The organism is Rhizobium gallicum bv. gallicum R602sp (assembly GCF_000816845.1).
GTDB lineage: Bacteria > Pseudomonadota > Alphaproteobacteria > Rhizobiales > Rhizobiaceae > Rhizobium > Rhizobium gallicum.
This window is the reverse complement of record NZ_CP006877.1, coordinates 3,616,334-3,641,391: the sequence shown is the minus strand read 5'-3', so window position 1 is coordinate 3,641,391 and position 25,058 is coordinate 3,616,334. Positions and strand designations below refer to the sequence as shown.

The 25,058-nt window shown below is 59.8% G+C and carries 23 protein-coding genes; 10 read left to right on the top strand and 13 right to left on the bottom strand.

The genetic code is table 11. The features are described 5' to 3' along the window. Nucleotides 1-12: 12 nt before the first annotated feature. The 4 genes from RGR602_RS17840 to RGR602_RS17825 all read left to right on the top strand — a co-directional run bounded on the left by RGR602_RS17840 (nt 13) and on the right by RGR602_RS17825 (nt 4,961). The gene (locus RGR602_RS17840; protein ID WP_039846183.1) at nt 13-1,011 is read left to right on the top strand and encodes an ABC transporter ATP-binding protein; all 999 of its coding nucleotides are present in this window, start codon (nt 13-15) and stop codon (nt 1,009-1,011) included. Nucleotides 1,012-1,113: 102 nt separating this feature from the next. Continuing rightward, the gene (locus RGR602_RS17835; RefSeq protein WP_039846182.1) at nt 1,114-2,595 is read left to right on the top strand and encodes a mannitol dehydrogenase family protein; all 1,482 of its coding nucleotides are present in this window, start codon (nt 1,114-1,116) and stop codon (nt 2,593-2,595) included. Nucleotides 2,596-2,688: 93 nt separating this feature from the next. After that, a complete protein-coding gene (locus RGR602_RS17830; protein ID WP_039847006.1) occupies nt 2,689-3,378 on the top strand; it encodes an HAD family hydrolase in 690 nt (229 codons plus the stop codon). Next, on the top strand, nt 3,378-4,961 hold the full coding sequence (locus RGR602_RS17825; RefSeq protein WP_039846181.1) for an FGGY-family carbohydrate kinase: 1,584 nt from the start codon (nt 3,378-3,380) through the stop codon (nt 4,959-4,961). The genes RGR602_RS17830 and RGR602_RS17825 overlap by 1 nt, the downstream gene beginning before the upstream one ends. On the opposite strand, the gene RGR602_RS17820 is transcribed toward RGR602_RS17825, so the two are convergent. Continuing rightward, complete coding sequence (locus RGR602_RS17820) at nt 4,958-5,812, bottom strand: MurR/RpiR family transcriptional regulator (RefSeq protein ID WP_039846180.1); 855 nt, start codon at nt 5,810-5,812, stop codon at nt 4,958-4,960. The genes RGR602_RS17825 and RGR602_RS17820 overlap by 4 nt on opposite strands. 233 nt (nt 5,813-6,045) lie before the next feature. Here RGR602_RS17820 and RGR602_RS17815 point away from each other — a divergent pair, with 233 nt between their 5' ends. Then, nucleotides 6,046-6,759: a sulfate transporter family protein gene (locus RGR602_RS17815; protein ID WP_039846179.1), complete on the top strand. Its 714-nt coding sequence runs from the start codon at nt 6,046-6,048 to the stop codon at nt 6,757-6,759. A gap of 27 nt (nt 6,760-6,786) precedes the next feature. Here the strand turns inward: RGR602_RS17815 and nth are convergent, their stop codons facing one another. Beyond that, on the bottom strand, nt 6,787-7,590 hold the full coding sequence (gene nth, locus RGR602_RS17810; protein WP_170250105.1) for an endonuclease III: 804 nt from the start codon (nt 7,588-7,590) through the stop codon (nt 6,787-6,789). On the opposite strand from nth, the gene RGR602_RS17805 reads away from it, so the two are divergent. After that, nucleotides 7,589-8,086, top strand: a complete 498-nt coding sequence (locus RGR602_RS17805) for a DUF2244 domain-containing protein (RefSeq protein WP_039847005.1) — start codon at nt 7,589-7,591, stop codon at nt 8,084-8,086. The genes nth and RGR602_RS17805 overlap by 2 nt on opposite strands. Before the next feature lie 69 nt (nt 8,087-8,155). Further along, nucleotides 8,156-9,028: a methylated-DNA--[protein]-cysteine S-methyltransferase gene (locus RGR602_RS17800; protein WP_039846177.1), complete on the top strand. Its 873-nt coding sequence runs from the start codon at nt 8,156-8,158 to the stop codon at nt 9,026-9,028. Here the strand turns inward: RGR602_RS17800 and RGR602_RS17795 are convergent. Then, nucleotides 9,019-10,005, bottom strand: a complete 987-nt coding sequence (locus RGR602_RS17795) for a sugar-binding transcriptional regulator (RefSeq protein ID WP_039846176.1) — start codon at nt 10,003-10,005, stop codon at nt 9,019-9,021. The genes RGR602_RS17800 and RGR602_RS17795 overlap by 10 nt on opposite strands. Nucleotides 10,006-10,327: 322 nt before the next feature. Between RGR602_RS17795 and tal the strand changes: the two genes are divergently transcribed. Then, complete coding sequence (gene tal, locus RGR602_RS17790; protein WP_039846175.1) at nt 10,328-11,293, top strand: transaldolase; 966 nt, start codon at nt 10,328-10,330, stop codon at nt 11,291-11,293. A gap of 93 nt (nt 11,294-11,386) precedes the next feature. After that, on the top strand, nt 11,387-12,055 hold the full coding sequence (locus tag RGR602_RS17785) for a DUF1345 domain-containing protein (protein ID WP_039846174.1): 669 nt from the start codon (nt 11,387-11,389) through the stop codon (nt 12,053-12,055). Nucleotides 12,056-12,070: 15 nt separating this feature from the next. On the opposite strand, the gene RGR602_RS17780 is transcribed toward RGR602_RS17785, so the two are convergent. The 7 genes from RGR602_RS17780 to RGR602_RS17750 all read right to left on the bottom strand — a co-directional run bounded on the left by RGR602_RS17780 (nt 12,071) and on the right by RGR602_RS17750 (nt 18,937). Then, on the bottom strand, nt 12,071-12,244 hold the full coding sequence (locus RGR602_RS17780) for a DUF1328 domain-containing protein (protein WP_022715956.1): 174 nt from the start codon (nt 12,242-12,244) through the stop codon (nt 12,071-12,073). A gap of 109 nt (nt 12,245-12,353) precedes the next feature. Further along, the gene (locus RGR602_RS17775) at nt 12,354-13,781 is read right to left on the bottom strand and encodes a gamma-aminobutyraldehyde dehydrogenase (RefSeq protein ID WP_039846173.1); all 1,428 of its coding nucleotides are present in this window, start codon (nt 13,779-13,781) and stop codon (nt 12,354-12,356) included. Between the two features lie 13 nt (nt 13,782-13,794). Continuing rightward, the gene (locus RGR602_RS17770) at nt 13,795-14,610 is read right to left on the bottom strand and encodes an ABC transporter permease (protein WP_039846172.1); all 816 of its coding nucleotides are present in this window, start codon (nt 14,608-14,610) and stop codon (nt 13,795-13,797) included. Then, nucleotides 14,600-15,568: an ABC transporter permease gene (locus RGR602_RS17765; RefSeq protein WP_039846171.1), complete on the bottom strand. Its 969-nt coding sequence runs from the start codon at nt 15,566-15,568 to the stop codon at nt 14,600-14,602. Before RGR602_RS17765 ends, RGR602_RS17770 begins: the two co-directional genes overlap by 11 nt. Next, nucleotides 15,565-16,551, bottom strand: coding sequence for an ABC transporter ATP-binding protein (locus RGR602_RS17760; protein ID WP_039846170.1), 987 nt, complete (start codon nt 16,549-16,551; stop codon nt 15,565-15,567). Before RGR602_RS17760 ends, RGR602_RS17765 begins: the two co-directional genes overlap by 4 nt. Nucleotides 16,552-16,745: 194 nt before the next feature. Next, nucleotides 16,746-17,906: an ABC transporter substrate-binding protein gene (locus RGR602_RS17755; RefSeq protein ID WP_039846169.1), complete on the bottom strand. Its 1,161-nt coding sequence runs from the start codon at nt 17,904-17,906 to the stop codon at nt 16,746-16,748. A 122-nt stretch (nt 17,907-18,028) separates the two neighbouring features. Further along, nucleotides 18,029-18,937: a LysR family transcriptional regulator gene (locus RGR602_RS17750; protein WP_039846168.1), complete on the bottom strand. Its 909-nt coding sequence runs from the start codon at nt 18,935-18,937 to the stop codon at nt 18,029-18,031. Between the two features lie 181 nt (nt 18,938-19,118). Between RGR602_RS17750 and RGR602_RS17745 the strand changes: the two genes are divergently transcribed. Then, nucleotides 19,119-19,808 carry a hypothetical protein gene (locus RGR602_RS17745; protein WP_039846167.1) on the top strand — a complete coding sequence of 230 codons (690 nt, stop codon included), beginning with the start codon at nt 19,119-19,121 and terminating at the stop codon, nt 19,806-19,808. A 54-nt stretch (nt 19,809-19,862) separates the two neighbouring features. Here the strand turns inward: RGR602_RS17745 and lysS are convergent, their stop codons facing one another. The 3 genes from lysS to RGR602_RS17730 form a co-directional block, all read right to left on the bottom strand. After that, nucleotides 19,863-21,359, bottom strand: a complete 1,497-nt coding sequence (gene lysS / locus RGR602_RS17740; RefSeq protein ID WP_039846166.1) for a lysine--tRNA ligase — start codon at nt 21,357-21,359, stop codon at nt 19,863-19,865. Between the two features lie 16 nt (nt 21,360-21,375). Next, a complete protein-coding gene (gltX, locus tag RGR602_RS17735; RefSeq protein WP_039846165.1) occupies nt 21,376-22,833 on the bottom strand; it encodes a glutamate--tRNA ligase in 1,458 nt (485 codons plus the stop codon). Between the two features lie 192 nt (nt 22,834-23,025). Then, entirely contained in the window at nt 23,026-24,795 is a 1,770-nt protein-coding gene (locus RGR602_RS17730; protein WP_039846164.1) for an SLC13 family permease, read from the bottom strand. Nucleotides 24,796-25,058: the final 263 nt, after the last annotated feature.

The following is a 25,058-nucleotide window of genomic DNA, read 5'->3' as shown; positions in this document are numbered from 1 at the left end:
AGGGAGAGAAACATGGGCAGCATTACCCTTCAGAGCGTTTCGAAGGTCTTCGGCGAAGCCAAGGTCATCCCTTCGATCGATCTCGACATCCAGGACGGCGAATTCGTCGTCTTCGTCGGCCCGTCGGGCTGCGGCAAGTCCACGTTGCTCAGGCTGATCGCCGGGCTGGAGGACGTTTCCGGCGGCAAGATCGTCATCGACGGCAAGGACGCCACCGAAAAGGCACCCTCCGAGCGCGGGCTTGCGATGGTGTTCCAATCCTATGCGCTTTATCCGCATATGAGCGTGCGCAACAATATTGCCTTCCCATTGAAGATGGCGGGCATGGACAAGACCGAGATCGACAGGAAGGTAAGCGATGCCGCTCGCGTGCTCAACCTGACGGATTATCTGGAGCGCAAGCCGCGCCAGCTTTCCGGTGGCCAGCGGCAGCGAGTCGCGATCGGTCGCGCCATCGTGCGCCAGCCATCTGCCTTCCTCTTCGACGAGCCGCTATCGAACCTCGATGCCGCACTTCGCGTCAACATGCGCATCGAGATCAGCGAACTGCACCAACAACTGAAGACGACGATGGTCTACGTCACCCACGACCAGGTGGAAGCCATGACAATGGCCGACAAGATCGTCGTGTTGAACCGCGGCAACATCGAGCAGGTGGGCTCGCCGCTGGAGCTCTACAAGAGCCCACGCAATCTCTTCGTTGCCGGTTTCATCGGCTCGCCGAAGATGAATTTCATCACCGGTCAGAATGCGGCTGCGCTGAATGCGCATACGATCGGCGTGCGTCCGGAGCATGTGCTGCTTTCGACCGAAAGCGGCGACTGGAAGGGCAGGGTCATCGTCGCCGAGCATCTCGGCTCCGACACGTTCCTGCATATCGACGTCGATGGTATCGGCTCGGTTACGGCACGTGGTGGCGGCGATTTCCCGGCGAAGGCCGGGGACACCGTCTATCTGACGGCGGACAAGACGCGTATCCATAAATTCAACGAGGGCGGCCTCGCCATCTGAGGCAAATGCCGGGCGGGGTGAGAATGCAGGCCGGGCAAGGCGTCCGGTTTGCTGAGAGCAGAGCGGCAGATCCGCTTCGCAAGACCTCAAGAGGACTGAAACATGACGTGCAAATTATCGCTGGCAACGCTTACCGATGCGGCTAAAACGGCCGAAATCCCGGCTTATGACCGAGCGTCGCTTACGGCCGGCATCGTGCACTTCGGCGTTGGCAATTTCCACCGCGCCCACCAGGCTATCTACCTCGATGACCTTTTCAACCAAGGAAAGGATCACGACTGGGCCATCATCGGCGCAGGCATGCTGCCTTCCGACGCCGCGATGCGCGAGAAGCTTGCAGCGCAGGACTTCCTGACGACGGTCGTGGAGCAGGACAACAACAAGACGGCGGCGCGTGTCACGGGGCCGATGGTCGACATCCTGCCGGTCGGCGATTGCGGAGCCATCGTCGCCAAACTCGCCGATCCCGCTATCCGCATCGTCTCGCTGACGATCACCGAGGGCGGATACTTCATCGACGCGTCCGGCAAATTCAATCCATCGAATCCGGCGATTGTCGCGGACGGAAAAAACCCGTCCGAGCCGAAAACCGTTTTTGGCCTTATCGTTGCCGGTCTCAAGACACGCAAGGAGAAGGGCATCGTGCCCTTCACCGTTATGTCCTGCGACAACATTCCGCATAACGGTGCCGTCACCAGAAACGCCGTCTTGGGCATGGCGGAGCTTTCCGATCCGGCGTTTGCCGTGTGGATCAAGGCGAATGTCGCCTTCCCGAACGCCATGGTTGATCGCATTACGCCGGCAACGGGCCAGCGCGAGATCGATTTGCTGACGGATACTTTCGGTATTGAAGACAACTGGCCGGTCTATTGTGAAGAGTTCAAGCAGTGGGTGCTGGAAGACAAGTTTACGGCCGGACGGCCAGCGCTCGATAAAGTCGGCGTCACCTTCGTGCCGGATGTCACGCCTTACGAGCATATGAAGATACGCATCCTCAATGGCGGCCATGCGGCGATCGCGTACCCGGCGGCGTTGATGGACATCCATTTCGTGCATGACGCGATGCAAGAGCCTCTGATCCGCGCGTTCCTCGCCAAACTCGAAAACGACGAGATCATCCCGATCGTGCCGCCCGTGCCGAATACCTCGCTCAAGGATTATTTCGCGCTGATCGAACGCCGACTTCTGAACCCGAAGATCGCCGACACGATCCCGCGCCTGGCCCAGGACGGTTCGAACCGTCAGCCGAAATTTATCCTGCCATCCACGCTCGACAATCTGCGCCAGGGCAAGGACGTCGTCGGTCTTTCGCTGGTTTCGGCTCTCTGGTGCCGTTACTTCGCGGGCACGACCGACAGCGGCAAAAAGATCGTTTTCAACGATGCTAGTGCCGACCGGCTCCATGCCGCCGCGCTGAGGGCAAAGGACGATCCGGCGGCGTTCCTCGTCTTCGACGACATTTTCGGCGAGGTGTCGCAATCGGAGTTGTTCTGCAAGCGTTTTGCGCATGCCCTGAAAACAGCGTGGGAAAAGGGCACCCGCGCGACCTTGCAGCTCTATCTCGACGGCAAGCTTGCAGTGTAGGAAATCAACATGGCGGCAATTCCTGCCGCCATTGATCCGGCTTGCGCATGCGCGAGCCGATAACGCGCCCGAACGGAACTCTGGTTGGTCTTCATGGCTAATTCTGAAACACGCCTGGTCATTTTCGATTGTGACGGTGTCCTTGTCGATAGCGAGCCGATCTCCGTCAGCGTGCTCGTCGAGGCGATGAACGACCTCGGAGTGCCGATCACCGAGGAGGAGGTCTATGGGCGATTCCTCGGCAAGAGCCTAGCGACCGTCATCGAAACGATGAAGAGCGAATATCAGGTGCATGCCGGCGACGAGTTTCTCGAGCGCATCCGCACCAATCTCTATTCGCGATTCAGGAAAGAACTGAGGCCGATCGAAGGCATAGGTGCGACAATCGACGCGCTCGACATCCCGTGCTGCGTCGCTTCGTCCAGCCAGGTCGAGCGCATCAGGCTGTCGCTCACCGTCACCGGCCTTATCGACAAGCTACCGAACATCTTCAGCGCCTCGATGGTGAAGAATGGAAAGCCGGCGCCGGACCTCTTCCTGCATGCGGCCCGCGAAATGCAGGTCGATCCGGAGGACTGCCTCGTAATCGAAGACAGCCCGGCGGGGATCGAGGCAGCCCAGGCCGCAGGCATGACGGTCTTTGCCTTTACCGGCGGGTCGCATGCCAATTTTGCAGGTTATCGTGCCGAACTCGAGCGGCTTTCGCCGGAACGCGTGTTTGACGCAATGCCGGATTTGATACACCTTATCCAGAAACAAAAGCTGGATGGGGCCTGCCCTTGATGCATGATCATGTGGTTGCGGTGGATGTCGGCACCGGCAGCGCGCGTGCCGGTGTGTTCGATGCCCGCGGTCGCCTGCTCGGAAAGGCCGAACATCCGATCATCATGAATAGGCCGCGTGAAAATCATGCCGAACATGATTCCGAAAACATCTGGTCTGCGGTGTGCATCGTCGTTCGCAAGGCGATGGAACAATCGGGCGCAGCTCCTGCGTCTGTCGGTGCGATCGGCTTCGACGGCACATGCTCGCTCGTCGTCCGCGATGTCGATGGTGGGCAGATCAGCGTCTCGACCGGGGGCGAGAGGCGCTTCGACACGATCGTCTGGCTCGACCACAGGGCGTTGAACGAAGCTGATTTCTGCACGGCAACCGGCCATGCGGTTCTCGATCATTGCGGGCATTTCATGTCGCCGGAGATGGAGATGCCAAAGCTGATGTGGCTGAAGAAGAAACTGCCTGGCACCTGGATGAATGCCGGTTATTTCTTCGATCTTGCCGACTTCATGACATGGAAGGCGACGGGCTCGCTTGCCCGTTCGCGCAGCACGCTGACGGCGAAGTGGAATTATCTGGCGCACAAGGAAAAGGGCTGGCAGCGGGATTTTCTCGCGCAGATCGGTCTGGAAGACCTGCAGGAGCGCGGCCATCTACCCGACGAGACAGCACCGGTCGGCACTAGCGTCGGCACGCTCACCCAGGAGACCGCATCAGCACTCGGGCTCACGACGGATTGCCACGTTTCGGCAGGCCTGATCGACGCCTATGCGGGCGCGCTCGGCACGCTTGCCGGCTATGCGGCCGACCCAGCGCAGCTTGAGCGTCAGTTGGCGCTCATTGCGGGAACCTCGAGCTGCATCATTTCGTTCTCCCGCGATCGAAAGCCAAGCCATGGCATGTGGGGACCGTACTACGAGGTCGTCTTTCACGATTCGTGGCTTGTTGAAGCCGGTCAATCGGCGACGGGTGCGTTGCTCGAGCATATCGTGCGTATGCATGCCGCCGGGGGCGAGCCCACCGCCGCATTGCATCAGAAGATCGTCTCCCGCATTGCGCAATTGCGGGCCGAAGACGGCGACACGCTCGGCTCGCGCATCTTCGTGCTGCCGGATTTCCACGGCAACCGGTCGCCTCTTGCCGATCCGCACGCCGTCGGCACTATCAGCGGGCTGACGCTCGATACGTCATTCGACGGCCTTTGCGCGCTCTACTGGCGTACGGCCGTCGGCATTGCGCTCGGCATCCGGCATATTCTCGAAAAGATGAAGGAATACGGTTATGTGCCGGACACGCTGCATGTTGCGGGCGGGCATGTAAAGAACCCCGTGCTGATGGAGCTTTACTCGGATGCGACAGGCTGCAGGGTCGTCGTTCCGAAGATGAACGAGGCGGTGTTGCTGGGCACTGCGATCGGGGCTTCTGTTGCCTGTGGCTTACATAAGGATCTCACGACGGCCGGCGTGGCAATGTATCCCGGCGGTGAAGAGCGTGCGCCGGACGCGACAAAGCAGGCTCTGTATGATCGCGAATACCGGCGGTTTCTCGCGATGTATCGCCATCGCGCCGAACTGGACGCGATAAGCTAGCGATTGCCGCTTTCTCCGAGAATGGTGCCGAATTCCGACATTCGCCGCCGGCGTGCGAGCGCCTCTTCGCCTGCGGCGGCAATGACGGATTCCGACAGACAGTCGAGAAGAGCGATCAACGGAGGAAGGTTGTCCTCGTCGGGCGAGCGGGCAGGCGGAAGCGCCAGCATGACGTTGGATTGGTCGGGCAGCCAGTCGCTGTTTTCCGTTGTGATCAGCACGACCTTGTAGCCATAGCGCCGCGCGGTTCGCGCCAACAGACGCGCTTTGCCGAAGCGTCGGCAATCGATGATGATCAAGAGGGCGCCTTCGCCGCTCGGGCGAGCGAAGAGTTCGGCGAAGCGGTTTGCCGAACCGTCCAGTGCGTGGACGCCATCGCGCGACCGTGTCAGCCGGTGGGCGAAATGCGTCGCGAAGCCCGCGAGCCGTACATGCGTTGCAATGAAAACTTCGCGCGCCATGCCAATCATCGCGACGGCTTCGGCCCAATGCGTCTGTGCGGTCAGATGGTAGATGTGGTGCAGTGCCTGGATCTGCTCGGTGACGAGCAAGGCAAGCGATTTTCCTTCCGAGGCGTCGGTCTGCAACTCGTTGAGCGAATTTTGAAGCTGGACAGGAGAGGTGACTGCGGTTTCACGGAAATGGACTTTGACGCTGTCGAGACCCTGATAGCCGAGGGCGCGCAGAAAACGGCCAACCGTCATCGGGCTTAGATCGAGCCTGTCGGCCACGGAGGCAGCGGTCTCGAAGGGAAGGTCGTTCAGATGCTCGGTAAAATACTTCGCAATTCTGCGCTCGGCCGGCGTGCCTGACTTCACATAGTGTCTGAGCTTCTGAACAAAGTCTTCCACATCAGCCTCCCTGACTTCCCAGAGGCAATTCGCGGATGCGCTATTGGCGAGACTTGCCGTTGCAACTATTTCCGGAAGCTGCGTCCTAGGCTCAAGTTTATATCGAATACTATAGACTATATATTAGTGTGTTATTTTAGACAAGTTTTCCATCGTTGCATGTAGTTTTATTTCGACTTGCCGTCGGGCGTTGAGATTCCTACATGCGCAGATATAACCTGGAGATGCGAAGAATGATCCTCGATGCCGCGCGCCTTGCGTTTTTCAACCTTTTTGCACCTGAAACCCGGTCTGTTTTCTGGAAGGTGCTGGGGCTTACGATCCTGGTTCTCATTGGGCTCTGGTTCGTGCTGCGAGGCCTGTTCATGACTTTGCTATTTCCGTGGATCGCGGGCTTCTTTCCGGAAATTCCGGATTGGGCCGGCTGGCTGAGCTTCGTCTTTGTTATTCTCGCAAGCATCGGTCTTGCCTTGGCCTTGGCGCTGCTGCTGTCGCCCGTGACGGCGTTGATTGCCGGCCTTTTTCTCGATGACGTGGCGGAAGTGGTGGAGAAGCGGGATTATCCCGAGGATACCCCGGGGACGGCGATGCCGATCGCCCCGGCAATCGCGAGTTCACTCAAGTTCCTGGGCGTGGTGATCGCCGGCAATATTGTCGCTCTTCTCCTGCTCTTCATCCCGGGCGTGAACCTGATTGCCTTCTTCCTGGTGAACGGTTATCTGCTCGGCCGGGAATTTTTCGAATTCGCCGCCATGCGCTTCCGTTCTCCGCAGGAGGCCCGGCTCTTCAGGGCAAAGCACGCTTCTACCGTCTTTCTCGGCGGTTTGGTGATCGCCGCTTTCCTGGCCATCCCCTTTCTCAATCTGCTGACGCCGCTTTTTGCGGCGGGCATGATGGTTCATCTCTACAAGCTGATTTCCCAACGGGATCTCGGTTTTCACCGGTAGGTCAGTTCGAGGAGGCCGATTGTTCGGCTATTCGACGGCCTCGCCGATCACCTGCGGCGGCAGTTCGACCAGCGGCGCCGGTATGTCGCAGCTCTTTTCCGGCGATTTGCAGAGATCGGCGATCACGCAGCGCTCGCATTCCGGGCGGCGCGCCTTGCACGTGTAGCGGCCGTGCAGGATCAGCCAGTGGTGGGCATGATAAAGGTAGTGACCGGGGATCACCTTCATCAGGCGGTCCTCGACCTCGTCCGGTGTCTTTCCCGGCGCCAGCTTGATGCGATTGGCGATGCGGAAGATGTGCGTGTCCACCGCCATCGTCGCCTGGCCGAAGGCCATCGACAGAACCACGTTCGCTGTCTTGCGGCCGACGCCCGGCAGGCGCACGAGTTCCTCGCGCTTCTGCGGAACCTCGCCGCCGAATTCATCGACCAGCATTTGCGAGAGCGCCATGACGTTCTTCGCCTTGTTGCGGTAAAGGCCGATCGTCCTGATGTAGTCGCGAAGGCGTTCCTCGCCGAGCGCCAACATCTTCTCCGGCGTATCTGCTACCTTGAAAAGCGCCCGCGTCGCCTTGTTGACACCGGCATCCGTCGCCTGGGCGGAGAGTGCCACGGCAACGACGAGCGTGAACGGATTGGTGTGTGCCAGCTCGCCTCTGGGTTCCGGCCGCTGGATCGAGAAGCGGCGGAATATCTCCTCGCGCTCGGCTTGCGAATACGCGGTGCGCACCGGGACGGCCTTGCGGCGGGTGATCACTTTCGATTTTTGCGATGTTTTGCGGACGGATTTGAGTTTCGGATCGGGCATCGACAATCTATACTCATCAGCCATGACGGAAAGCAACGCCGGGCGGGCGAACGAACAGCCTGTTTTTGCAGCCGAACTTTTCCCTTACCGGTCGCTCGGCCGCAAGGGTTTCAGGGTGCTGCTTTTGATTTCCGGTGCCGTCTGTTTCATCTATGGGATATTCTTCGTCATAACAGGCGCTTGGCCGATCGGCTTCTTCTTCGGGCTGGATTTCGCGTTGCTCTACGGTGCCTTCTGGCTCAACTATCGCTCCGGCAAGGCGCGCGAGGAAGTGACCGTTTCGCGCACAGATGTCGCGATCCGCAAGTTCGCGCCTTCCGGACGCATGGTGGAGCATCACTTCAATCCCTTCTGGGCGCGTTTCCTCGTCCGCCGCCACCAGGAAATCGGCATTCTGTCCATGCATATTTTCGGCGAGGGCCGGAGGACGGATATCGGCTCCTTCCTCAATCCGGATGATCGCGAAAGCTTTGCCAAGGCCTTCAAAGGAGCGCTGGCGACAGTCAAGCAGCGTATTTAGACGTTGCGCAAGAAACGGGTGGCTTGCGATGCTCCCCTTGACTATCTCCTTGTTACAAGGAGAAGAACGATGAATATGATCGCCAATCTGAACAGAGACACGACGCCGGAGGGTCCGGACTACGAGACCGTCCGTCAGGTCATCGAACTTATCACCGAGGACTATCGCGACCAGCCGTCGCTGGAGGCGATTGCCGCGCGGCTCAACCAGTCGCCGACGCAGCTTCAAAAGACCTTTACCCGCTGGGCCGGGCTTTCGCCCAAGGCCTTCCTGCAGGCAGTCACGCTCGATCATGCCAAGCGGTTGCTGCGCAATGAAGACATGCCGCTGCTTGAAACTTCGATCGAGGTGGGCCTTTCCGGTCCAAGCCGTCTTCACGATCTCTTCGTCACCCATGAGGCCATGTCGCCCGGTGAGTGGAAGGCAAAGGGCGGCGGCCTGACGATCCGCTACGGCTTCCATCAGTCGCCCTTCGGCGTCGCGCTGGTCATGGCCACCGATCGCGGCCTTGCAGGCCTTGCCTTCAGCGATCTCGGCGACGAGGCCGCCTGTTTCGAAGACATGACGTGCCGCTGGCCGAATGCCCAATATGTCGAGGATCGGCAGGCAACCACGCCTTATGCAGAGCGCATTTTCGAGCCCGGAAAGTGGTCTGCAGACCAGCCTTTGCGCGTCGTGCTCATCGGCACGGATTTTCAGGTCCGCGTCTGGGAGAGTCTTTTGAAGATTCCGCTTGGCAAAGCGATGACTTATTCGGACATCGCTAAAGATATCGGCCAGCCGACGGCATCGCGTGCAGTCGGTGCTGCGATTGGACGCAATCCGATCTCCTTCGTTGTGCCATGCCACCGTGCGCTCGGGAAAAATGGCGACTTGACGGGCTACCATTGGGGTCTCACCCGCAAACGGGCGATACTGGGGTGGGAAGCCGGTCAGGCGTGAATTTCGGCTAGTTCGAGCAGCGCCTTTGCGGCGCTCTCGTCGGTGATCAGCGTATTGCAGCCGATGCGCCGGATGGTGGCACGGACCGCGACGGCGCGGTGTGCGCCCCCTGAAGAGAGCACGATGTGCCGTGCCTTCTTCAGGGTGTCCAGATCGACCGACATCACGCGGCTGTTGATCGAGTGATCGACGGTGTTGCCGTCCTTGTCCAGAAAATTGAACATCGTGTCGCAGACGCAGCCGGCCTCGATCAGCTGCCGCAGTTCGGCCTTGGAAATCCAGCCTTCCGACAGAGATGTCGAATGCGGGCCGATGTCGCCGCAGCTGACGATCGCAAGATCAAGGTCTTCCGCAAGCCGGTAGATCGTGTCCAGCCCGCATTTTTCGATCAGATTACGCTTCGTCTCGACCGAATCCACGAGCAGCGGCGAGAGGAACATGTAGCACTCGGCGCCAAGTTGGCTTGCAAGCCGCCACGTATAGTCGATGGGGTTTGTCTGGTGCACGGCGACGATGCCGCCTAGCAGCGAGACGACCTTACAATTGGTGCGCCGAGGCGGCCGGAAGCTCGAAAGCGAAGCCGTCATCGTGCGTCCCCAGCCGACGCCGATCGTATAGTCGTCGGGGATCGCCTCGGAGAGGAACTGGCCGAGCGCAAGCCCGACGCTCTTTGCGAGACTATCGACGTCGGAACTGACGGGAGCGGGCACAACGATTGCCTCGTCGAGCCCGTAGGCGCGCTCCAGCTTCACGGAAAGCTCGACGCAGTCGCCGATCGAATCGTTGATCCAGATCTGCACCTCGCTGCGCTTCATCGCCTCGTCGAGCAAGCGGATGACTGTCGTGCGGCTTATGCCGAGCTGCTCGGCGACGTCCTTCTGCGTCAGGCCCTGATTGTAGTAGAGCCACGCGGCGCGTAGCCTCAGCGAGGAGGCTTCTGAGTAAGCCGTGTGCGTGCCGCGTTTCAGCTTGACCACATCTTCTCCTGCTTGAGTTTCACCCTAGTTGCATCCGGAGGCGGAAAAACAGGGCCATTTTCCTTGTTCCCAGCGATAATGACGGGCGTGACACTTATGTCAATTGAAATGCACAAATGTCCTTGACTTTCTCATTTCGGAATGGCGATAGTCATTCCCGACGCAGTCGTTTGTCCGAGGAAGACAATGTGCGGGCACATGGGAAGGCACGCGTTTTCGCCTGCAGCAAACTCATCTGCCTGTAGACTACCTCATTGCCGGGCGGAGCTCGCGCCGGTCCGCAGCTCAAGTTAGCAGTTCGAGTTCACAAGGGATTTTGACCATGACATCCAAGCTTGACCAACTTCGCGACATGACCACGGTCGTCGCCGATACCGGCGATATCGAGGCTGTCGCCCGCCTGAAGCCGGTCGATTGCACGACCAATCCGACCATCGTTCTGAAGGCACTCGGAACGCCGATGTTTGCCGACGCAATCAAGGAAGCCGTCTCCTGGGGCAAGAAACAGGGCGGAAACAGCGATGCGGTTGCCGCAGCCGTTGCCGATCGTCTAGCGATTTCCGTTGGCGCCGCCTTGTCGAAGCTCGTGCCGGGTCGCGTATCGACCGAGGTCGATGCTGACCTTTCTTTCGACACTGAAGCATCGATCGCCAAAGCGCACGGCATCATCGCCTCCTACAAGGAGCGCGGTATCGAGCGCGACCGCATTCTGATCAAGCTCGCCTCGACCTGGGAAGGCATCCGCGCCGCGGAAGTGCTGCAGAAGGAGGGCATCGACTGCAACCTGACGCTTCTCTTCTCCAAGGCCCAGGCCATTGCCTGCGCCGATGCGAAGGCTTTTCTGATCTCGCCCTTCGTCGGCCGCATCCTCGACTGGTACAAGAAGTCGACGGGCAAGGATTACACTGCGGAAGAGGATCCGGGCGTTCAGTCTGTCCGTGACATCTACAATTACTACAAGGCGCATGACATCAAGACGATCGTCATGGGCGCCTCGTTCCGCAACGCCGGTGAAATCGAAGCACTGGCTGGTTGCGACCGCCTGACCATCAGCCCGGCGCTGCTCGACGAACTCGCCAACGATCAGGGCGCGCTGGTCCGCAAGCTCTCGCCGGACACGAAGAAGGCCGAGCCGAGGATCGAAATCGACGAGAAGGCCTTCCGCTGGATGATGAACGAAGATGCGATGGCAACCGAAAAGCTTGCCGAAGGCATTCGCGCCTTCGCCAAGGACCTGACAGCGCTTCGCACGATGGTCCAGAAGGAATTGCAGCTCGCTGCTGCCTGACGTCTTCATAGAAAACGGCTAAAAGGCGCGGTTGCCAATGGTGGCCGCGCCTTTTTCGTACTGATATCAATGGCATAAAGCCTGAGGAAAGACATGGCGGATGACGATCAGCGCAGTTCGATAATGACCTATGCCGTCCGGCATCTGAGCATCATCATTGCTTTCATTGCGGGCTTGGTCGTTTTCCTCCTTCTCACCTCCCGGGATGTGAACGCCAAGAACGTGCTGGTCGGCTGGAACGTGACGGCCATCGTCTTTACATGTATCAGTTGGCGAAGGATGCTTCGGGCGACAGTCGCGGATATCAGGAAGCGAGCGGAAGATCTGGATTTTTCAGACACCTTCGTGCTCTTCCTGTCGATCGCGGCGGCGCTCGCAAGCATTGCTGGCATTGGGCTCGAGCTGCATTCCGTGAAAGAAGCACCACCTGATGTCGCCTTCGCCAGGGCCTGCGCGGCGGTGGTCACGATCCTGGTCTCCTGGATTTTCCTCCACACGCTCTTCACCATCCACTACGCCCATCGATTCTATGGCGGACCTGACAAGGGTGAAGGCCTGATTTTTCCGGACAGGATCGAAGAGCCCGTCTATTGGGACTTCCTCTATTTCTCATTCACGATCGGCGTCGCGGCGCAGACGGCTGATGTTGCCGTCTCCACCATGACGATGCGCAAGATCGCGCTGCTTCACGCAGTGCTGTCGTTTCTCTTCAATACGACGATCCTCGCACTCGCGATCAATGTCGGAGCGAGCCTGCTCTAGGCAAGCCACGCTGTTCTAGAGAACCGCTTGGCCGGCGATCAGCGCCAAGATCAGGAAGATCAGGAAGATGACGAGGGCGATGCCGAAAAGGACGCGCGCGATCGTTGCGGTGGCGGCTGAGATACCGGAAAAACCGAAGAACCCGGCAACCAGCGAAATGACGAGAAATATGAGAGCCCATTTGAGCATGGATGTTTCCTCTGCGTTGGATACAGAAAGAGGACGCAGGAAAGGCCAAATTGTTCCGCCGCAGTTGTCTGCGACGGTCTTGATCACAACTGATACTGGTCGGAATTACTCAACCATGATTGATCATCACGTGCCGGACGGCGGTGTAATCCTCCAGCGCATAGACCGACATGTCCTTGCCGTAGCCGGATTGCTTGAGACCGCCATGCGGCATTTCGTTGACCAGCATGAAATGCGTGTTGATCCAAGTGCAGCCATATTGCAGGCGCGCGGCCGTCTTCATGCCGCAGCTGATGTCCTTGGTCCAGACGGAGGAGGCAAGGCCATAGTCGCTGTCGTTCGCCCAAGCGACGGCATCCTCGACGTCGGTGAAGCGCGTAACGGAGACGACCGGGCCGAAGACTTCGCGGCGGACGATCTCGTCATCCTGCGTGGCACCGGCGATGACGGTTGGCGTGAAGAAGAAGCCCTTGTCGCCTGAGGTCTTGCCGCCGGTCGTAATTTCCATGTGCTTGTGCTCGGCAGCGCGGGTGACGAAGCTTTCGACGCGGTCGCGCTGGCGCTTGGAGATCAGCGGGCCGATCTCGTTTTCAGTGTCCTCGGCCTGGTTGAACTTAATCGAGGAAACCGCCGAGGAGAGATCGGCGACGAACCTGTCGTAGACCTTGGCGTCAGCATAGATACGGCAGGCGGCGGTGCAGTCCTGGCCGGCGTTGTAGTAACCGAAGGTGCGAATGCCTGCAACTACGGCATCGATATCGGCGTCGTCGAAGACGATGACGGGGGCCTTGCCGCCAAGTTCCAGATGCGTGCGCTTGACGGACTTGGCGGCTGCCTGCAGCACCTTCTTGCCGGTCGCAACATCGCCGGTGATCGAGATCATGGCGATCTTCGGGTGGTTGATCAGCGCATTGCCGACACTTTCTCCGCGACCGAGGATGACGTTGACAACGCCCTCGGGCAGGATGTCAGCGAGCAGTTTCGCCATCTTCAGAGCCGTCAGCGGCGTTTGTTCGGAAGGCTTGAAGACGACGGTGTTGCCGCCGGCAATCGCGGGTGCCAGCTTCCAGGCCATCATCATCAGTGGATAATTCCAGGGCGCGATCGAGCCGACGATGCCGATTGCGTCGCGGCGGATCATCGAGGTGTGATCAGGCAGGTATTCGCCCGAAACCGGGCCATGCAGGTTGCGGACAGCGCCCGCGAAGAAACGGTAGCAATCGACGATCGCCGGGATTTCATCGTTGAGCACGGCGTTGATCGGCTTGCCGCAGTTCAGTGCTTCGAGCGTGGCAAAGCCCTGTCCGTCTTTCTCAATGGCATCGGCGATCTTCAGCAGATAGCCGGAGCGTTCGGCAGGTGTCGTCTGCGACCACCGCTTGAAAGCCTTCCCGGCGGCTTCCACAGCGGCATCGATCTGGCCGAACGAGGCTTCCGGCAGATTCAGCACCGTCTCGCCCGTCTTCGGGTTCAGGATGTGTTCGTCCGTTTCCGTGCCCGTTTCGAAGCGGGATCCAATCAGCATCTGGGTGTCCATGATGTTCTCCCTTTTATTTGCCGGCTCCGGCGATTTGGTCGCCGTCGCGGGTGAGGTAGTAGGCTGCCAGGATCGGCAGGAAGGTGACGAGCACGACGGCCATGGCGACCACGTTGGTGACCGGGCGCTGGCGCGGGCGGATGAGTTCTTCGAGCATCCAGATCGGCAGTGTCGATTGCTGGCCGCCGGTGAAGGTGGTGACGATGACTTCGTCGAAGGAGAGCGCAAAGGCAAGCATGCCGCCGGCAAGCAGCGCGGTGCCGATATTCGGCAGGATGACGTGCCGGAAAGTCTGGAAGCCGTCGGCACCTAGGTCCATCGAAGCTTCGATCAATGAGCCGGAGGTGCGGCGGAAGCGGGCGACCGCATTGTTGTAGACGACCACGACGCAGAAGGTGGCGTGGCCAAGCACGATCGTCCAGACCGAGAACGGGATGTCGAACAGGCTGAAGGCCGAGCGCAGCGCAATACCGGTGATGATACCGGGAAGGGCGATCGGCAGAATGACGAGCAAAGAGATTACCTCGCGGCCGAAGAACTTCGTCTGGCTGACGGCGGCAGCACAAAGCGTGCCGAGCACCAGGGCGATAGCGGTGGCGATGCAGGCGACTTGAACAGAAAGGCCGAGGGCTGCCCAGACGTCAGGCCGGTTCCAGGCCACGTCGAACCACTGCGTCGTCAGCCCCGGCGGCGGCCACTGGTAGCTCTTCTCCTCGGTGGTGAATGCATAGACGAAGATCAAAAGGATCGGCAGATGCAGGAAAAGCAGGCCGCTCACGGCTGCGATCTTCAGGGGGAGAGGGGAGCGGTGTCCTCGGTCAGAGCGCATCGAAGGCCCCCTGTTTCTTTGCAAGCCAGAGGTAGATGGCCATGATGACGATCGGCACGACGGAGAAGGCGGCGGCGAGCGGCACGTTGCCGGCGGTGCCCTGCTGCGCATAGACCGCCTGGCCGATGAAGAGGCGGGAAGAACCGATGATCTGCGGGATAATGTAATCGCCGAGGGTCAGCGAGAAAGTGAAGATCGAGCCGGCGACGATGCCGGGCAGCGCGAGCGGGAACAGCACCGTGCGGAAGGTCTGGCCCGGCGTGGCGCCGAGATCGGAGGCGGCCTCGATCAGGTTTGCAGGCACGCGCTCGAGAGCGGCCTGCGTCGGCAGGATCATGTAGGGCAGCCAGATATAGACGAAAACGACGAAGGTTCCGAGATAGCTCACCGAAAGCGAATTGCCGCCGACAACCGGCAGCGTAAGAATGGCGTCGAGCAGCCATGAGAGATGCAGTTTGGCGAAGATCCAGGTGAGGATGCCTTCCTTGGCGAGGATCAGCTTCCAGGCGTAAACCTTGACGAGATAGCTCGACCAGAGAGGCAGCATGACACCGAGATAGAAAAACGCCTTCCACTTTCCCTGCGCATAGCGCGCGGCGTAGTAGGCGACTGGGAAGGCGATGACGGCCGATGCGATCGTCACCATGACCGCCATGACGACGGTACGGACGATGATGTCGAAATTGGCCGGGTTCAGAAGCTCGGCATAGGTCGCAAGCGTGAACTCGTATTTGATCAAGCCGGAGAAATCGTCGATCGAGAAGAAACTCTGCAGCAGCAGTGCGATAAGCGAACCGATATAGATGATGCCGAGCCACAGCAGCGGCGGTGTCAGCATCAGCAAAAGCAGTAGCTTCGGATGGCGCCAGAAGGCGTCCGACAACCCACCGAAGATTCCGCCCCGGCCGGGCAAGATGGAGGTCGTAACGCCAGGCTTTGTCAGGGCAAGCACTGTCATGCTGCATCATCCATGTAATGCACGTCGGCCGGCTGCCAAGCAAGGCGCACGCTGGCGCCGATATCCGGCACAATGGCACCTGCGGGTAGTGTGACATGCAGGCGTGTGCCCCTCATGCCGACCGTCAGGCGAGTCGCGGCGCCAAGGAAACTGGTGTTTTCGACCGCCGCCTCCATGCCGTCGCCGGAGAGATGGATCGCCTCGGGGCGCAGGCTTGCCCAGCGCTTTTCGCCGCCCAGCGACGTCATTACATCTGGCGCGATGACATTCGAGGAACCAACGAAATCTGCGACGAAGCATGTCTTCGGACGGCGGTAGATATCCTGCGGGGTACCCTCCTGCACGATGCCGCCATTGTTGAAGACGGCGACGCGGTCTGCCATGGAGAGCGCCTCGCCCTGATCGTGGGTGACAAAGACGAAGGTGATGCCGAGTGCGCGCTGAAGGCTCTTCAATTCTTCCTGCATCTGCTCCCGCAGCTTCAGATCAAGCGCGCCAAGCGGCTCGTCGAGCAGCAGGACCTTCGGCTTGTTGACGAGCGCTCGGGCGAGTGCCACGCGCTGGCGCTGGCCGCCGGAGAGCTGGCCGGGGCGGCGGGCGCCGTAGCCCGGAAGTTTCACAAGTTCCAGCGCCTGTTCGGCCGCCTTGGTGCGCTCTGCCTTACCGATGCCCTTGACCATCAGCCCGTAGGCAACGTTGTCGAGGATGTTGAGATGCGGGAAGAGCGCGTAGTCCTGGAAGACGGTGTTGACGTTGCGGCGGTAGGGCGGGACACCGTCTGCCGTTTCTCCGAAAATCTCGATATGCCCATCCGTTGGCTGTTCGAAGCCGGCGATCAGACGCAGGCAGGTCGTCTTTCCAGAACCCGACGGACCGAGCATCGCGAAGAACTCGCCCGGTGCGATTTGGAGATCGACGCCGTCGACTGCGCGAACCTGGCCGAAATGGCGCGAAACCTGCTGGAAACGGACGGCGGGGGTCATTGGGGTCTCCGGGTTATACATGATGCCCCTCATCCTGCCTGCGGGACACCTTCTCGCCGCAAGCGCGCGGCGAAGGGGATTCGCGGCGATGCTCTCGCCCCTCGGGGCGTTTCAGATAGCGGCGAGAGGTTTTGGGGCATGTCGCCTCTCCCTGCGTGTGGGAGAGGATTAGGGGCAATCATTCTGCCTGTTGACTACCGCCCGCCGATCACGCCGATATAGTCAGACACCCAGCGATGATACGGCACGCATTCACTTTGTGTCGTGCATTTGGCAACAGGCGTCTTCCAGAATTTGATCTTGTCGAAGTGGTCGAAGCCGTTGGTGGTGCAGCCGGTATCGGTCAGCAGTTCGTTGCCCTTGCATGCTGCCGGAACGGAGGGGACGGCGCCGAACCAGGCGGCGGCATCACCCTGGACCTTGGGGGACAGGGAGTGCTCCATCCACATATAGGCGCAGTTCGGATGCTCGCTGTCGACATGAAGCATTGTCGTGTCGGCCCAGCCGGTGACGCCTTCCTCGGGGAAGGTCGAGGCGATCTTCTGCTTGTCGGCCTGCATCAGGTTCACCTGGAACGGCCAGGAGCCGGATGCGACGACGCCTTCGTTCTTGAAGTCGTCGATCTGGATCATCGCGTCATGCCAGTAGCGGGAGACGAGCTTTCGCTGGCCGCGCAGCAGATCGAGGGCCGCCTTATACTGGTCTTCATTGAGTTCGTAGGGATCCTTGATACCGAGATCAGGCTTGTGGGCCATCAGATACATGGCAGCATCGGCGACGTAGATCGGCCCGTCATAGGCCTGGACGCGGCCCTTGTTGGACTTGCCATCAGGCAGCGTTTCTTCTTCGAATACCACCTTCCAGCTGGTCGGGGCCTTATCCTTGAAGGCATCGGTGTTGTACATCAAAACGTTCGGCCCCCACAGATAGGGCACGCCGTAGTGGACGCCGCCCACGGTATGCCACGGAGCGCTCTGAAGGCGTTCGTCGAGGTTTTTGAAGCTCGGAATGAGATCGGTATTGATCGGCTGCACGCGCTTGCCGGCAACGAGACGCAGCGAAGCATCGCCCGAAGCGGTGACGAGATCGAAGCCACCTTCGTTCATCAGCGCCACCATCTCATCCGAGGTCGCCGCCGTCTTCACGGAAACCTTGCAGCCGGTCTTCTTTTCAAAATCTGTAACCCAGTCGTAATTCTTGTCGGTTTCGCCGCGCTCGATATAGCCGGCCCAGGCGACGATGCTGACCGCACCCTCACCCTTGTCCAAGGCCTTCAACGGTTCGGCAGCAGCCACCTGCGTCACGAAGCTTAAGCTTGCGAGGGCAGCAGTGCACGATTTCAGAAGGTACTTCATCGCCTGTCTCCCGGTTTGTGCCGCTTGTTGCGGCATTTTGTTCCCGGCTGAAAGGTGCGCTGAAATATCCGGTTTCGCAAATTCATTTATCAGAAAGACGATATCGGAAATTCCGATATCTTTTATCGCGCACGGCCGGATCGCATCGCTTCCGCAATACCGACGAAATCTCGTGCTGCTTGCGGCAGGCTGGAACCCTTGCGCCAGACCATGCCGACCTGGACGACTGGCAATGAACCGGAGACATCGCGGCTTTCGATCCGGTCGCCTTCCAGCGACCAGGGGCGGTAGACGAGATCAGGAAGCAGCGCGACGCCGGCGCCTGTTGCGACGAGACTGCGCACGGCTTCCACCGACCGGGTGCGGAAGGCAACATGCGGGCGGGCGCCGAGCGCTGACAGCAGCTTGCCGGTGTTCTCCTCGATCTCATCCACCGTCAGCATGATCAGCGGCTCGCGGGCAATGTCGGCAACCGAGATGATGTCGGCCGAAACCAACGGGTGGCCGATCGGCAGCCAGAGACGATAGGGCGAAGTTTCGAGGATCTCCGCCTGCAGCGCCATGCGGTCGCGCAGATTGGAGATTACCATGACCGCGACATCGAGTTCACCGCCGACCAGCAGATGCTCCAGATAGCCGCCATTGTCTTCGATTGCACTAACCTCCACACCAGGGCAGGCGCGGCGGTATCGCGCCAGAAGATCGGAGAGAACGTAGCCTGCGACCAGCGAGGTGACGCCGATATTCAATGTTCCGGACAGAGCGCTTTGCAGGCTGGAAAAACTGGCGCGGGCATCGGAGACGCTGGCTAGAATTTTAGTCGCATGCCGGAGGAACTGGTGACCGTTGTGGGTGATCGTCAGGCCGCGGGGGTGACGTTCGAAGAGTTCGACGCCGAGGTCGGTTTCCAACTCCTTCAGCGCTTCTGTGACCGATGATTGCGAGATGGAAAGATTCTGCGCGGCGCGCGTCACCGAACCCTGCTCGGCAACGGCGACGAAATACTGGATCTGGCGAAGGGTGAAGGCCATGTGTGTTTTTAGAGCACGGCCAAACCGATCATGGCAAGCACATCGGGTGGTGGACCTTTTTTGGTCTTTAGCCTGAATTGGTATGTTTCTCGAAAGACCACTTAAGCATTCCGAAACGTCGTTTGACTAGCATCACTCGCATGTATTGCGTTGGAGTTTTTTCGATGGCGGAGCAGTTGGCGTGAAGGCCTTACTGCGCATCTTCCGGCCCTCCCGGAAATTGGTGATCGTGATCGGCGGAATGGCCTTGTTCATAGGCGCTTCCGGCGGTGTTGCCCTTTATATCGGCAGGGACAACATCATCGGCCAGGTGTTGGAAGAGGCGAACGGCGTCTCCTGTACCGATGTCAACTTGGTGACCATCAAGAAGCAGGATCGCGTCTGGATTCGCAAATACATCAAGACCGAGCCGACGGACGGCATGACACGGGTCAAGACGGCGCTCCGCGTGGCGCAAGCCGTTTACGCGCAAGAAAGGCCGGATCTGGTACAGGTCGTGGTCCTCGATGAAAACGGTCCAACGCTGCGTTCGGATATTCGCGGCAGGGCGATCGGCGCCGACGTGGTTTATATCCCGCATCCCGACCAGTTGGTCGAAGGGCTGAACGGAAAACCCTATACCGCCCGCTTTTACGATGGTCAGGCGAGCGAGAACGGCCTGTTTTTCGGCGAGCGCATCGATTTGCCGGACGAAGAAATCCAGGCGCTGAACGCCTCGTTCAAGCAACGCTCCGATTGCATTGATCCGACGGCTGTCGCTGCAACCGCAGGCGAGGGCAACGAAAAAGGCGGTGAAGGGGATGCACCATCGGAAGGCGAAGCCGTTTCTGCGCCAGAAGGCAGCAAGGCTGCTCCTGCCTCCGGCCATTGATCATTGGGCATGCGAAAGGCGGACGACCATCGGCCGCCCGCGTTTTGAACCTGCTCAGTCCGCCTTGCTGCGGCGGGCCGGGAAGAGGATGATGTCGCGGATCGAGGCGGAATTCGTGAGCAGCATGATCAGGCGATCGACGCCGATGCCGAGACCGCCGGCGGGCGGCATGCCCTGGTCAATTGCGTCCAGAAATTCCTCGTCCAGCTGTTTTTCCTTTTCGCCGCGCGCGTGAGCCTGCTCCAGCTGTTCGACCATGCGCTTGCGCTGCTCTTCTGGATCGTTGAGTTCGGAGAAGGCGTTGCCGAGTTCCCAGGCGTTGCAATAGGTCTCGAAACGCTCGACGAGGCGCGGCTCACCCGGCACTTCCTTGGCGAAGGGCGAAATATCCTTTGGGAAATGCGTGACATGCGCGGGCTGGATCAGCGTGCTTTCGACCTTCTCCTCGAAGATGAAGGCAAGGCATTCGCCCCAGGTTGCGTCCTTCTCGATTTCGAAACCCGCGGCCTTCGTGGCGGCGCGGGCTTCCTCGTCGGTCTTGATCGCCAGAAAGTCGATGCCGGTCGCTTCCTTGACGGCGTCAGGCATCGGCACACGGCGGAACGGGCCTTTGAAGGAGATCTGCTTGTCGACGAAGGTGAATTCCGTACTGCCATGGACCGAAACGGCAAGCTCGGCGAACATGCGTTCGACGAGGTCCATCATGTCCTCGTAGTCGGCATAGGCCCAGTAGCACTCCATCATGGTGAATTCGGGATTGTGCCTTGTCGAGACGCCTTCGTTGCGGAAGTTGCGGTTGATCTCGAAGACCTTGTCGGTGAGGCCCGAAACCAGCGTGCGCTTCAAGAACAGTTCCGGCGCGATGCGCAGGTACATGTCGAGCTTGAGCGTGTTGTGATGCGTCTTGAAGGGTTCGGCGGTCGCACCGCCGTAGACCGACTGCAGCATCGGTGTCTCGACTTCCATGAAGCCGTCATTCTCCATGAAGCGGCGGATGCCGGAGACGATCTTCGAACGCTGCTGGAAACGGAGCTTCGATTCCTCGTTGGTCATGATGTCGAGGTGACGCTTGCGGTAGCGCAGCTCGATGTCGGAGAGGCCATGCCACTTCTCGGGCATCGGCAAAAGCGACTTGGTCAGCATGGTGATCTGCTGCGCGTTGATCGTCAGTTCCCCGCGCTTGGTGCGGCGCACCGCGCCGGTTACACCGATGATGTCGCCGATGTCGATCATCGGCAGCAGGGCGCGAGCCTCTTGCGGCGTCGTGTCCTTGTGGCTGAAGATCTGGATCTTGGCCGAAGCGTCATGGATGTCCATGAACATGCCGGAGTTGCGCGAGGAATAGACGCGGCCGGCGACGGTGACGACATCCTGTGTCTCGGTGTCCGGCTCCAGGCCCTCGTATTTCGCAGCGAGTTCGGCATTGGTCATCGTCCGGTGGAAATGCGCCGGATAGACATCGCCGACCTGTTCGCGCAGCAGCTTCAGCTTCTGGGCGCGGACTTCCGTCGCGTCGGAGGAAAGGGTCGCTGTTTCGGTCTTCTCAGTCATGATGCAAACGTCCGGTTCAATTCTTCGGGCCGACGAGGGAGGCGACCGCCTGGGACGCCAGTTTCAGGCGCTGGCGTACGACGGCGCGGCCGAGGATCGCCATGGAATCGAAGAGCGGCAGCGAGCGCGATGAGCCGGAGACGGCGACGAAAAGCGGTGCGACGACCACCTTCAGCTTCTTGCCCATGCGATCGGCAACGGCGCGCATCTCGGCTTCGATCGACCCGACGTTCCATTCAAGGATCTTTTCGAGGTCCGGCTGAACCGTGTTGAGGATTTCCAGAATCTCTTCCGGCGGCGACTTGATCTTGACAAAGGCGGATGGATCAAGGTTCAGGTCCGACTTGAACAGGAAGCCCGTGAGGTCCGGCAGTTCCCCAAGCTTGGAGATGCGCGACTGCGAGAGCGCAAGACCGGCTTTCAGGCGATCGTTTTCCATCGCCCACTGCAGGACGCGATGCTGGAAATCTTCTTCCGAAAGGTTCTCGCGGATCCAGCGGCCGTTCAGCCAATCGAGCTTCTGGATGTCGAAGATCGCGCCCGCCTTGGAGAGGTTCTCCGGATCGAATTTTCCGGCGAGCTCGTCCATCGTCATCAGCTCTTCGCCTTCAGCGATCTGGACGAAGAAGAGGCCGAGGAAGTTCATCAGCGCCTCGGGGATATAGCCGAGCGCGGTGTAATAGGAGATCGAGGTCGGGTTCTTGCGCTTCGACAGCTTTGACTTGTCGGCATTGCGCATCAGCGACAGGTGCATGAACACCGGCGGCTCGAGGCCGAGATACCGGTAAATCAGGATGTGTTTTGGTACCGAAGCCAGCCACTCCTCGCCGCGGGCGACATGGGTGATCTTCATCAGGTGGTCGTCAACGACGTTTGCCATGTGATAGGTCGGCATGCCGTCGGCCTTCAAGAGGACTTGCATGTCGACCGCATCCCACGGGATTTCCACGTCGCCATAGACCCCGTCGGTGAACTTGCAGGAGCCTTCGGCCGGGATCTTCATGCGCACGACAGTAGGTTCGCCTGCCGCCATGCGCGAGGTGACTTCTTCTGCCGAGAGGCTCAGGCAGCGGCCGTCATATTTTGGCGGCAGGTTTGCCGCGCGTTGCGCCTCGCGCATCTTTTCCAGACGCTCCGGCGTGCAGAAACAGCGAAAACCGTGGCCGGCAGCAACGATCCTTTCGACATACTCGCCGTAGATATGCTTGCGGTCGCTCTGGCGGTACGGGCCATAGGGCCCGCCGATGTCGGGGCCTTCCGACCATTGCAGGCCGCACCATTTCAGCGCATCCAGGACCTTCTTTTCGTATTCCGGGGTCGAGCGCGTAGCATCGGTATCCTCGATGCGTAAAATGAACTCGCCGCCGTTTTTCTTGGCGAAAAGATAATTGAAGAGAGCGATATAAGCGGTCCCGACATGCGGCTCGCCAGTCGGCGAGGGAGCGATTCGGACGCGGACGCCGGAAGCTGTCATTTTATGTGCCCGTCAAATGAATGCCGGACGGCTTTCCTGCGAAAGCGACGTTCGGCGGTAAGAATGCAGATCACTGGATCAGGAAACCGGCCGGATAAGGGCATTCTGCCCACTTCATCCGCCGATTGTCCGTTTGGCTGGCCTTAAGGCCATATTCGACCGCGCACGTCAAGGAAAATGGGCGCCAGGCACTCAAAGCGCAGGCCAAACATAGAGAAGCACGGGCACGCTCACCACGATGATGATGAAGGAGAGCGGCAGGCCCAGGCGAGGGTAATCGCTGAAGCGGTAGCCACCGGGGCCGAAAACCAGCGTATTGCATTGATGGCCGATTGGCGTGAGGAAGTCGCAGCCGGCGCCAATAGCAACCGCCATCAGGAAAGCTTCCGGTTTGTAATGGAGGGCTTCGGCGAAACTCGCCGCGATCGGCCCCATGACAAGGACTGTGGCGGCATTATTGAGGAATGGCGTGACTGCCATGGCGGTCACCAGCATCAACGCCAGCGCGCCGAATGGCGGCATCTGGGCAGCGAAATCGCCAAGCCATCCGGCAATCAGATCGCTGCCGCCCGTGGTACGGAGCGTATCGGATACCGGGATCAGTGCTGCAAGCATGATCAGGATCGGCGCATCGAGCGACTTATAGACATCGACGAGCGGGATCACGCGAAAGACGACCATGGCCAGCGCCGCGCAGAAAAACGCGACCGAAACCGGCGTGAGGCCCGCGGCAGTCACGCCCATGGCGGCGGCGAGGATCAGAAGGGGCACATAGCCTCGGCGTGGCGTGCCAAGCATGATGTCACGTTGGGCAAGCGGAAGGCAGGAAAATTCCTGCAGGAAGGCAGGCAGGTTCCTGCGGCTTCCCTGAAGCAGGAGAACGTCGCCGGCCCGAAGCGTCACCTCGCTCAGCCGCTCGGTGAGCTTGTGGCCTTGGCGACTGACGGCGAGCAGGTTGACCCGCCGCCGGTTCCACAGCGAGAGCTGGCGAGCGGAAAGGCCGATCAGCATCGATTCCGCGGTGATGACAGCCTCGATCGACACGAGATTGCCTTCCGCCCGCGCTTCCGGGATGGGCTTTCCGGAGAGCTTCAGCTTCGCATGGGTCACCACGCGATCGAGTGCATCCGGCACGCCTTCCAGCAATATCGTATCGCCGGCCTTCAGTGTCACGTCGGGAAAAGGCGACATGCGGGAGTGGCCGCGCAGGATCGCCGTCGCCACGACTTCGCCGTCGCCGAGTTGAAGGAGTTCGTTCAGCTTCTTGCCGTCGAAGCTTGATCCTTCGACAACCGTCGCCTCCGAAAAATAGGTTTTGAGGTCGAGCGCCTCCTCGAGCGACGGATTCTCGTTTTGCCGTTCCGGCACCAGCCAATGAAAGAAGATCAAGAAGACGATGCCGACAAGGGTCAGGGTCGCGCCGACAGGCGTGAAATCGAACATGGTGAAGGGAGCACCGGTGATCTCCTCGCGCAATCGCGATACGACGATGTTGGGCGAAGTGCCTATCTGCGTCATCAAGCCGCCGAGCAGCGCAGCAAAACTCATCGGCATCAAATAGAGCGATGGTGATTTGCCGGTTTTCCTGGCGAACTGGAAGGCGACCGGAATCATGATCGCCAATGCGCCGATATTCTTGATGAAGGCTGATAGCACCGCAACAACGATAAGCAACAGGGCAAGTTGTAGATGCGGCTTGTCCAGATTGGGAAAGAAGCGCTTGATCGCCATGTCGACGATCCCCGAGCGGGCCACCCCGGTGCTGACGACGAGGGCGCTGCCGACGATGATGACGATGTCGTCTCCGAAGCCGGAAAATGCCTTGCCGAAAGGAACGAGACCGGCTGCAACCGCAAGAACGAGGGCGCAACAAGCCACAATGTCGTAACGGAACCGGTCCCAGATGAAGATTGCCATCATCAGGCCGATCACGCCGAAGGAAAGGATCTGTTGGGTCGTCATACCGCTCTGAAGGTTAGGGCTGATCGCCGGATGATACTTGTACGCTTTCCTGGACCAATCAATGTCATGCAGGATGCAAAGTTCCTATCCTTCACCTCGCCGGGCGCAAATGGTCATTTCCAGCATCTCGCCGGACAGGGCGGGCGCCGCCCGTTTCGCGCCGGACATCACGGCAGGCGATCAGCGGCTGGTTTCGGCGATCACAGGGAGCTCGCCAGGGGAGCGGCCTGGCTAAAAAGCAAAGGGCGCGTTTTTGTCGCGCC

Excerpts from the sequence above, each read along its gene's own strand:
- RGR602_RS17760 (WP_039846170.1), bottom strand. The coding sequence starts at position 16,551 with ATGACCCCCGCCGTCCGTTTCCAGCAGGTTTCGCGCCATTTCGGCCAG.
- lysS (WP_039846166.1), bottom strand. The coding sequence starts at position 21,359 with ATGACTGAGAAGACCGAAACAGCGACCCTTTCCTCCGACGCGACGGAA.
- gltX (WP_039846165.1), bottom strand. The coding sequence starts at position 22,833 with ATGACAGCTTCCGGCGTCCGCGTCCGAATCGCTCCCTCGCCGACTGGC.
- RGR602_RS17780 (WP_022715956.1), bottom strand. The coding sequence starts at position 12,244 with ATGCTCAAATGGGCTCTCATATTTCTCGTCATTTCGCTGGTTGCCGGG.
- RGR602_RS17775 (WP_039846173.1), bottom strand. The coding sequence starts at position 13,781 with ATGGACACCCAGATGCTGATTGGATCCCGCTTCGAAACGGGCACGGAA.
- nth (WP_170250105.1), bottom strand. The coding sequence starts at position 7,590 with ATGGCTGATGAGTATAGATTGTCGATGCCCGATCCGAAACTCAAATCC.
- RGR602_RS17830 (WP_039847006.1), top strand. The coding sequence starts at position 2,689 with ATGGCTAATTCTGAAACACGCCTGGTCATTTTCGATTGTGACGGTGTC.
- RGR602_RS17840 (WP_039846183.1), top strand. The coding sequence starts at position 13 with ATGGGCAGCATTACCCTTCAGAGCGTTTCGAAGGTCTTCGGCGAAGCC.
- tal (WP_039846175.1), top strand. The coding sequence starts at position 10,328 with ATGACATCCAAGCTTGACCAACTTCGCGACATGACCACGGTCGTCGCC.
- RGR602_RS17730 (WP_039846164.1), bottom strand. The coding sequence starts at position 24,795 with ATGACGACCCAACAGATCCTTTCCTTCGGCGTGATCGGCCTGATGATG.
- RGR602_RS17805 (WP_039847005.1), top strand. The coding sequence starts at position 7,589 with ATGACGGAAAGCAACGCCGGGCGGGCGAACGAACAGCCTGTTTTTGCA.
- RGR602_RS17815 (WP_039846179.1), top strand. The coding sequence starts at position 6,046 with ATGATCCTCGATGCCGCGCGCCTTGCGTTTTTCAACCTTTTTGCACCT.
- RGR602_RS17770 (WP_039846172.1), bottom strand. The coding sequence starts at position 14,610 with ATGCGCTCTGACCGAGGACACCGCTCCCCTCTCCCCCTGAAGATCGCA.
- RGR602_RS17835 (WP_039846182.1), top strand. The coding sequence starts at position 1,114 with ATGACGTGCAAATTATCGCTGGCAACGCTTACCGATGCGGCTAAAACG.
- RGR602_RS17785 (WP_039846174.1), top strand. The coding sequence starts at position 11,387 with ATGGCGGATGACGATCAGCGCAGTTCGATAATGACCTATGCCGTCCGG.
- RGR602_RS17800 (WP_039846177.1), top strand. The coding sequence starts at position 8,156 with ATGAATATGATCGCCAATCTGAACAGAGACACGACGCCGGAGGGTCCG.
- RGR602_RS17825 (WP_039846181.1), top strand. The coding sequence starts at position 3,378 with ATGCATGATCATGTGGTTGCGGTGGATGTCGGCACCGGCAGCGCGCGT.
- RGR602_RS17755 (WP_039846169.1), bottom strand. The coding sequence starts at position 17,906 with ATGAAGTACCTTCTGAAATCGTGCACTGCTGCCCTCGCAAGCTTAAGC.
- RGR602_RS17750 (WP_039846168.1), bottom strand. The coding sequence starts at position 18,937 with ATGGCCTTCACCCTTCGCCAGATCCAGTATTTCGTCGCCGTTGCCGAG.
- RGR602_RS17765 (WP_039846171.1), bottom strand. The coding sequence starts at position 15,568 with ATGACAGTGCTTGCCCTGACAAAGCCTGGCGTTACGACCTCCATCTTG.